Source organism: Thiomonas sp. TH-17, from assembly GCF_057473305.1.
The window spans coordinates 1-7890 of the sequence record NZ_JBYCKI010000007.1; the positions used below are offsets into that span (position 1 = coordinate 1).

Sequence of the window (7890 nt, forward strand, 5' to 3'; positions counted from 1 at the left end):
CCCCCACGCTCCCGCTACGCGGTCGCTGCCCCCCGAGGGGGCGCACCCCGCCTTCGGGCGGCCGCGCGGCGGGGTGGCGGGCCCCCACGCTCCCGCTACGCGGTCGCTGCCCCCCGAGGGGGCGCACCCCGCCTTCGGGCGGCCGCGCGGCGGGGTGAAACTCGCGATGCAACCCACCCTGGTGGCCGGGCTGGACGGCGTGCGCGACTGGTTTCGCCGCTACCCCTACGGCTGTCTGGAGCAGAAGTCCAGCATCGCCATCGGCTTGATGGACGCGGCCCGCTGGCAGGCGGTGATGGCCGCGCTGCCCACCTATCTCGACGCCGACGGGTTGGCGAATTACTTCCCGGTACGCGAGGGCGAGGGCAATCACGGCAGCGACGTGCTCACCGCCTACCTGCTGGCCGCGTCGGATGAGGCATCCAAGCTCGATCCGGCCTTTGTCATTCCCGACGATCTCAAGGCGCAGATGCAGTCTGGCCTGGCCGCCTTCGTGGCCGGCCGGGTGGAGCGCAGCTTCTGGGCGCCGCGCGCCGATCTCGACGTGCGCAAGCTCACCGCCATTGAAGCCCTGGCCCGCGACGGCAAGGCGCAGCCGCGCCTGCTGGAAAGCCTCACCCTTGCGCCCAATCAGTGGCCGACGAGTGCCGTGATCGACTGGCTGTCCATCCTCCAGCGCCTGCCCGATGTGCCGGAGCGCGCGCAGCGCATGGCCGAGGCCGAGAGCATTCTCAAGGCCCGCCTGAGCTGGCAGGGAACCAAGCTGATATTCAACACCGAGCGCAGCGATGCCTGGTGGTGGCTGATGACCGGCGGCGATGTGAACACCGCGCGGCTGATGTTGCTGGTCATGCGCAACCCGGCCTGGCAGGGCGAACTGCCGCGTCTGGCCAGCGGCTTCATCGCCCGCCAGCAACGCGGCGCGTGGTCCACCACTACGGCCAATCTATGGGGTTCGCTCGCGCTGCAGCAGTTCTCGCGCACCTTTGAGTCCGAGCCAGTGCAGGGCATGACCCGCGTCACGCTGGGGCAAGAGAGCGGCGCGGTGGATTGGGGCAAGGTCGCTCCGGTGACTGCCGCTTCGGTCAGCGGCGCAATGCACGCCCGCAGCATCCTCGGCGCACCGAATGCCGCGCAGAACTGGGCGAACAACACCGTGTTCCTCCCCTGGCCGTCGGCGACCGCGCAAACCCTGCAGGTGCAGCAGCAAGGCAGCGGCAAGCCTTGGGTAACTGTGCAGTCCTGGGCGGCGGTGCCGTTGAAGACGGCTTTCGATGCGGGCTATGGCATCCGCAAAACCCTCACCGCGGTAGAGCAGGCCGTGCCCGGCAAGTGGTCGCGTGGCGACGTGGTGCGCGTCACACTTGAGGTCAACGCCAGCAGCGATATGAGCTGGGTGGTCATCTCCGACCCCATTCCCGGCGGCGCGTCCATTCTGGGCGGCGGTCTGGGGCGCGATTCGGAAATCGCCACCCGCGGTGAGGAAGACAAGGGCGACGGCTGGGAGGCTTATGAAGAGCGCAGCTTCAGCGCCTTCCGCAGCTACTACGCCTATCTGCCCAAAGGCAAGGTCAGCCTGCAATACACCCTGCGGCTGAACGCCGTGGGCAGCTTCGCCCTGCCGCCCACGCGGGTGGAAGCCATGTATGCGCCCGAGATGTTCGGCGAGGCGCCGAATGCCCGCTTCGAGGTTGGAGCGCGGCCATGAGCGAAGCCGCGCGACGGCTGCGTCTGCGGTTACGGCTGACGCGGTTGGCAGGCGCGATGCTGGCGTCGTCGCTGCTGGTGTCGCAACCTGCCGCTGCCGCCGTGCCCGCCTTCGCCGAAGTGCGGCGCGACTTCCGGCCTTCCGAAACCCTGATCCTCGACCGCCACGGCGAGGTCGTGCAGCGCCTGCGCACCGACCCCACGGTGCGGCGCGGCCAATGGGTGGCGCTCTCCGAAGTGTCGCCGGCGCTGCGCACCGCGCTGGTTTTGAGCGAAGACCGCCGCTTCTACGAGCACAGCGGGGTGGACTGGCGGGCGGTGTCTGCCGCGGCCTGGGGGCATCTGTTTCACCGCACCACGCGCGGCGCGTCCACCCTGACCATGCAGCTTGCGGGCCTGCTCGACGCCGATCTGCGGATCAAGGCCGGAGGACGTGACTGGGGGCAGAAAATCGGCCAGGCCATCACCGCTACCGAACTGGAGCGGCATTGGCGCAAGGATCAGATTCTGGAGGCCTACCTCAACCTCGCTCCGTTTCGCGGCGATGTGGTCGGCATCGACGCGCTCTCCCGCACCCTGTTCGGCAAAGCCCCGCAAGGCCTGGATGCCCGCGAAGCCGCCATCACCGCCGCGCTGGTGCGCGCGCCCAATGCGCCTGCGACCAAGGTCGCGCAGCGCGCTTGCGGCGTGCTGCGCGAGATGCAGGGGCAGAGGTTGCCATCCTCCGAACTCTGCGCCGGGCTGCCGCAGGAAACCGCCGCCGCGCTGCAGCGGCGCGAGTTTGCCGCGAGCAGCGGCATAGCGCCGCATCTGGGACGCAAGCTGGTGGCCCTGAACACGCCGCCAGGCCGGCGGCCGCCCGCGCAGATTCGTTCCACCCTTGACGCTAGTATCCAGCGCGTGGCGCAGGCGGCCCTGTTGAAGGCGCTCGGCGAGTTGAGCGGCCGCAACGTGCAGGACGGCGCAGTGCTGGTGCTCGACAACGCCAGCGGCGAAGTGCGGGCCTGGGTTGGCTCTTCGGGCGACTACAGCCTGGCTGCCGAGGTGGACGGCGTGACCGCCTGCCGCCAGCCCGGCTCCACCCTCAAACCCCTGCTCTATGCCCAGGCCCTTGCCGAGCGCCGACTCACCGCCGCTTCGCTGCTGGACGACACGCCCACGCAGATCCCTACCGCTTCGGGCCTCTACATTCCGCAGAACTACGACCATCGCTTCAAAGGCTGGGTCAGTGTACGCACCGCGCTGGCTTCGTCGCTCAACATTCCGGCCGTTCGCACCCTGGTGATGGTGTCGCCCGATGCCTTTGCGCGCGAACTGCAGACGCTGGACGTGCAACTCGCACAGCCTGGCGACTACTACGGCTACAGCCTGGCGCTGGGCGCGGCCGAGGTGTCGCTGCGCGATCTCACCAATGCCTATCGCGCCCTGGCGAATGGCGGCAAGGTGTCGCCCGTCACCTTGATACCGGGACAGAAAAGTGCGGCGCGGCAAGCGCTCGATCCTGGCGCGGCGTGGATCATCGGCGACATCCTCTCCGACCCCAACGCCCGCGCGCCGACCTTCGGCACCGACAGCCTGCTGGCCACCCGCTTCTGGACCGCGGTGAAAACCGGCACCAGCAAAGACATGCGCGACAACTGGGCCGTGGGCTGGTCGCAGCGCTACACCGTGGGCGTGTGGGTCGGCAACGCCGCAGGCGCGCCCATGCACGAGGTCAGCGGCGTCAGCGGCGCCGCGCCCGTCTGGGTCGCGGTGATGCGGTCCCTGCACGCCAAAGCGCCCAGCCGCCAGCCCGCGCCGCCGCCTGGCCTGCAGCGCGTCGAGGTGCGTTTCGATGAACAGGGCGAAGCGCCGCGCCGCGAATGGTTTCTGCCCGGCACGGCGCAGAGCCGCTTTGCGCTGGGCGCGCAAACCCGTTCAGCCGGTTTGAGCGCTGGGGTGAGGCTGCACGCTGGACGAGGTGAAACCGCCGCGCCCTCGGTCGCAGCCCACCGCATCACCGCCCCGACGGACGGCACGGTGCTTGCGCTCGATCCCGATATTCCGCCGCAACATCAGCGCGTCGAACTGACCGCTTCTGCCGCAGATGCGCGCTGGCAAGTCGATGGGCGCCCTCTGGGCCGTGGCGCGCGCTTGCCCTGGTTTCCGCTGCCGGGTCGGCACCAGATCGCCCTGGTCGATGCGCGTGGCGCCCTGCTCGACAGCATCGTGCTGGAAGTGCGCGGCGCCGGGCTTCCCGCCCGGCGCTGAACCGTCACCTTCAGAGAAGCACAGCCGCTTTCTGCAACGCGATATAAACGCCGATGAAGAAGGGAATGCCCACAGCGGCCCAGGCCAGCACGCCGACCAGACCAAAGCTGCCGCGTGCCGCGTGCTCGGCGTCACCGGCAATGCGGTCTTCGTGCTTGAGCGCGCGTTCGCGGGCGAGTTCTTCCGGCGTCATGCGGTATTTGGCGGCCACCGGGCGCACCAGCAGGTTGAGGATGAAGCCCACCAGCAGCAGCCCGGCCAGGATGTAGAGCGTGCGGTCATAGACCAGGTTCTTCGCCACACCGGCGTCGATCTGGGTCTGGCGGATGGCGGCGATGAGGAAAGGCCCGGCCACACCGGCAACCGACCACGCGGTGAGCAGACGACCGTGAATCGCGCCCACCATCTGCGTGCCGAACAAGTCGGCCAGATAGGCGGGCACAGTGGCAAAGCCACCGCCGTACATGGTCATGATGACGCAGACCACCAGAATGAACAAGCCTGCTGCGCCGCTATGGCCCAGCGCGGGGAGGCTGGCGTAGAGCGCCACGCCCAGCGCGAAAAACACCGCGTAGGTCGCCTTGCGGCCGATGTAGTCAGACAGCGCGGCCCAGAACAGGCGTCCACCGCTGTTGAACAGGCTGATCAAACCGACCAGGCCACCGGCTGCCGCGACCAGCGCGGCCTTCTGCGCCGCATCGAGTGCCGCGCCGCTGTCGAGACCGATGAGGCGGCCGCCGAACACGTCCTGCAGCATCGGGCTGGCCATGGCGATCACGCCAATGCCGGCCGTCACGTTCAGGCACAGAATCCACCAGACCAGCCAGAACTGCGGCGTTTTCATCGCCTTGTTCAGATGCACCTCATGGTCGGTGATCATGGCATTGCCGCCCTTGGCCTTGGGCGTCCATCCCCGCGGCTTCCAGCCAGTGGGCGGCACACGGAAGCCGAACGCCCCCGCCGACATCACCACGAAATAGAGCACGCCCATGATGATCAGCGTCTGAGCGACGCCCAGCGTGCCCGAAGCGCTGAAATTCTTCATCAGCGCCACGGCCAGCGGTGCGCCGATCATTGCGCCGCCGCCAAATCCCATGATGGCAAAGCCGGTGGCCAGACCGCGACGGTCCGGGAACCATTTGATGAGGGTCGAGACGGGCGAGATGTAACCCAGCCCCAGACCAATGCCCCCCAGCACTCCGGCCCCCAGAATCACCAGCCAGAGCTGATGGATGTAAACGCCGATACCGCCGAGCACCAGACCGCCGCCCCAGCACAGCGCGGCGATGAAACCGGCCTTGCGCGGGCCAGCATGTTCCAGCCAGGCTCCCCAGATGGCGGCGGAGATGCCAAGAAAGGCGATGAATACTTCGAAGATGTGCGTCACCGACGGCACGGTCCAGTTGCAGGTTGTGGTGGTGAGATGGCCCCAGAAACCCATCGAGCCGCACACTGCCGGGTCTGTGCCTTCAAGCAGTTTGCTCATCGGCAGCCAGAACACGGAGAAGCCGTAGGCCATGCCGATACACAGGTGAATCGCAAGCGCGGCGGTAGGCACCAGCCAGCGGTTGAAATTGGGACCTGCAACCGTGCTTTCACGGTCGAGCAGGCCCGGCTTTGGACGGGTTGTGCTGAGAGAAGATGCCATTGATGACTCCAAGTTTGTCGTAGTTCCCCGGGGTGCGACGGCAGGAACTTTTGCCGCTGCAGGTCGCTTTATAGTGAAATTCTGTGACTTTGTTGGCAAAGTTTGTCTGACATGTTGCGTTTTGCGCATGTCAAAAAGACGAAAGGCCGACTGAAGTCGGCCTTTCGTCGAGAGCTGCCCTCTCGGGCAGGCTGCTCTTACGTTTACTGGTTGAACGCAGCGATCGTGGCTTGGTCGAGCACGCCCGATTCGGGCAGGCCACGCGACTTCTGGAAACGCTTGAGCTCAGAGCGGGTTCTCGGCCCCATCACGCCGTCGGGGGTGCCGACCGGGAAACCCTGCGCGTTGAGTTTCTCTTGCGCCTGTTTGAGTGTCATGGTTGCGGGGGCGGTCTGCGTTGCGGCCACAGGCTGTGCGGCTGGGGTCGATCCGCCCTGCACGCCAAGTTGGCCGCCGGTGCCCAGGCCGCCCTTGACTTCCTGGGCTTTGTAGTTCTCGACGGCCTTGACGATGCCGTTGTAAGAATCCATGAAGGCCGCCACAATCACCTTGCCTTGCGCCGTGTTGGCGTAACCGCCGCCGATGCCGCCCGCAGCGCCGCCAAACAAGCCGCCAATGGCGCCGAAATCCCAATTTTTCGCACTACCCTCGGCAGCGGCAAGCTGCACGCCCGAGCGGTTGTCCACCAAGGTGAGCAGGGTACTGGCCTCTTTGGCGCTCACGCTGCCGCCCACAATGGCGCCCACCGGGCCGAGCAGGCCGCCGACCAAGCCGCCGATGCCGCCAGCGTTGTTGTTCGAGAAGGTAATGGTGGGGCTCAGGGTGTAGTCAGCCGAAACGATTTGCCCTTTGCCGAAATTCGAGTTCTGACGCAGCTCGCCCGATTGGGCCAGCGCGCGCTCTTGCATCATGTTGTTCATGGCGCGGCCACGATCAACCACCACAAAGCAGTTCGATTGCTGGATCATGAGCTTGAGCACCGGGGTGGTCGGGCCCAACTGATATTGGCTGGTCAGAATGCCATACCAAGGCGTATTGGTGTCTTCCACTACGGTGATGGTGCCCAGCGGGGCGTTGCAGCGTGCGAGTTTGTTATTCGCATTCTGACTGTTGGCGCCACCCGCCGATCCTGTGGCTTCGGTTTTTGCAGCCTGTGAACCCATGTCCATGCTGGAACATGCGGCGAGGGACAAAACAGCGGCCATGGCTGTCAGTCGCTTGATTTGACGAATCATTGATCTGGACTCCAAGTTGTTATCGATGAAACACATGTACCTCATAACGTAAGGCGGTACAGCGGCCAGATACTAGAAGGTTTTTATTGCATTTTCCGGATATAAGTGTCATTTCAGTTTGCAACATTGAGAGAATGTGGCTTTTTCAGTACTTCAACGTATCGATATGTGACTTTTGGGTCTGAAGCTTCGACGCATTGCACATTCGCATCAGGTTTCGGCGCCGCGCGCACAATAGAGGTTTAGCCGTCTTCAAGGCCCACAATCCATGACTTCTCAAGAAAATTCCCCCTTTGCCGAACTCGGCTTGCCCGAACTGTTGTTGCAAGCCCTGCGCGATGTGGGTTATGAGACCCCGTCGCCCATTCAGGCGGCCACCATTCCGCCGCTACTGGCCGGGCGCGATGTGCTCGGGCAGGCGCAGACCGGTACCGGCAAGACGGCGGCGTTTGCGCTGCCCATCCTGGCCAAGATCGATTGCAATGCACGCCACACCCAGGCGTTGGTGCTGGCGCCTACGCGCGAACTGGCCATCCAGGTGGCCGAGGCGTTTGCGCGCTATGCCACCCATCTGCCGGGTTTCAACGTGCTGCCGATCTATGGCGGGCAAAGCTACGTGCCGCAGCTCGCCTCGCTCAAGCGGGGCGCGCATGTGGTGGTGGGCACCCCGGGGCGCATCATCGATCACCTGGAGCGCGGCACGCTCAAGCTTGACCAGCTCGCGCACATGGTGCTCGACGAAGCGGATGAGATGCTGCGCATGGGCTTCATCGACGATGTCGAGTCCATCCTGAAAAAGACCCCGCCGCAGCGTCAGGTGGCGCTGTTTTCGGCCACCATGCCCTCGGCCATCCGCCGAATTGCACAAACCTATTTACGCGATCCGCAGGAGATCACCATCAAGGCGGCCACGACCACCGCCACGCACATTCAGCAGCGCTACTGGATGGTCAGCGGCCTGCACAAGCTCGACGCGCTCACCCGCATTCTGGAGGTCGAGCCGTTCGATGGCATGATCATCTTCGCCCGCACCAAGCAGGCCACCGAGGA

5 protein-coding genes are annotated in these 7890 nt (G+C 65.6%); 3 read left to right on the plus strand and 2 right to left on the minus strand.

Annotated features, from left to right (window positions below):
• A partial coding sequence (locus AC2VLV_RS00550) for an alpha-2-macroglobulin family protein (RefSeq protein WP_486988143.1) occupies positions 1–1708 on the plus strand: 1708 nt, incomplete at its 5' end.
• Positions 1705–3957, plus strand: coding sequence for a penicillin-binding protein 1C (gene pbpC / locus AC2VLV_RS00555; RefSeq protein WP_486988144.1), 2253 nt, complete (start codon positions 1705–1707; stop codon positions 3955–3957). The genes AC2VLV_RS00550 and pbpC, both read left to right, overlap by 4 nt.
• Positions 3958–3967: 10 nt before the next feature.
• On the opposite strand, the gene AC2VLV_RS00560 is transcribed toward pbpC, so the two are convergent.
• Both AC2VLV_RS00560 and AC2VLV_RS00565 read right to left on the minus strand, forming a co-directional pair.
• Positions 3968–5605: an OFA family MFS transporter gene (locus AC2VLV_RS00560; protein ID WP_486988145.1), complete on the minus strand. Its 1638-nt coding sequence runs from the start codon at positions 5603–5605 to the stop codon at positions 3968–3970.
• Between the two features lie 203 nt (positions 5606–5808).
• Complete coding sequence (locus tag AC2VLV_RS00565; protein ID WP_486988146.1) at positions 5809–6840, minus strand: peptidoglycan-binding protein; 1032 nt, start codon at positions 6838–6840, stop codon at positions 5809–5811.
• Between the two features lie 268 nt (positions 6841–7108).
• Between AC2VLV_RS00565 and AC2VLV_RS00570 the strand changes: the two genes are divergently transcribed.
• A partial coding sequence (locus AC2VLV_RS00570; RefSeq protein ID WP_486988147.1) for a DEAD/DEAH box helicase occupies positions 7109–7890 on the plus strand: 782 nt, incomplete at its 3' end.

Excerpts from the sequence above, each read along its gene's own strand:
- pbpC (WP_486988144.1), top strand. The coding sequence starts at position 1,705 with ATGAGCGAAGCCGCGCGACGGCTGCGTCTGCGGTTACGGCTGACGCGG.
- AC2VLV_RS00560 (WP_486988145.1), bottom strand. The coding sequence starts at position 5,605 with ATGGCATCTTCTCTCAGCACAACCCGTCCAAAGCCGGGCCTGCTCGAC.
- AC2VLV_RS00565 (WP_486988146.1), bottom strand. The coding sequence starts at position 6,840 with ATGATTCGTCAAATCAAGCGACTGACAGCCATGGCCGCTGTTTTGTCC.